1 pseudogene is annotated in these 627 nt (G+C 43.1%); it reads left to right on the top strand.

The features are described from left to right. Positions 1–627 (top strand): annotated as a pseudogene (locus HMPREF9443_RS10780) (hypothetical protein); the annotation flags it as partial.

Here is a 627-nt window from a genome sequence, read left to right as displayed (position 1 = left end):
TACCAACGGTGTTGCAACCAACGCAACCAACGTACAACCCGGCGATTATGTTGACTTCAGCGGTGACAAGAACATCAGCGTAAGCCATGACCGCACTAAAGTAAAAGTAGAGCTGAACGATGAGCTGAAGGATATCAAATCCATCATCGGCGCAGGTGAAGGTGCAGGTAGCATTAGCTTTGCAGATGGCGGCAAGGTTAAGGTTAATGATGTTATCATTGAAAAAGGTGGCAAGATTACCGGTGTAGCAGCAGGTACTGCCGATACTGATGCAGTAAACTATGGTCAGCTGAAAGATGTAAAAGCAGAAGCAGGTAAACATACTACCTTGTCTAACGGTAAGAATACAACAGTTGAATCTACAGTTAAAGACGGCCAGACTGATTACAAGGTTAATGTTGCAGGCGATTTGACTGATATTACCTCTGTTGCCAATGGAGATTCCAAAATTAACTTGAATAAAGATAGCATCATCATTTCCAATGGTAATAAATACTTTGCAATTACTAACAGCGGTATTGGCATGAGCTATATCGGTGCTGATTATAGTGCAAAATCCATCATGCTTGGCGAAAACGGAACAACCATCAGCGGTGGCTTGAATGTAGCAGGCAGCAAGATTACCGG

The sequence above is a fragment of the Phascolarctobacterium succinatutens YIT 12067 genome, from assembly GCF_000188175.1.
Taxonomy (GTDB): domain Bacteria; phylum Bacillota; class Negativicutes; order Acidaminococcales; family Acidaminococcaceae; genus Phascolarctobacterium_A; species Phascolarctobacterium_A succinatutens.
This window is presented reverse-complemented; position numbering and strand designations above follow the sequence as displayed.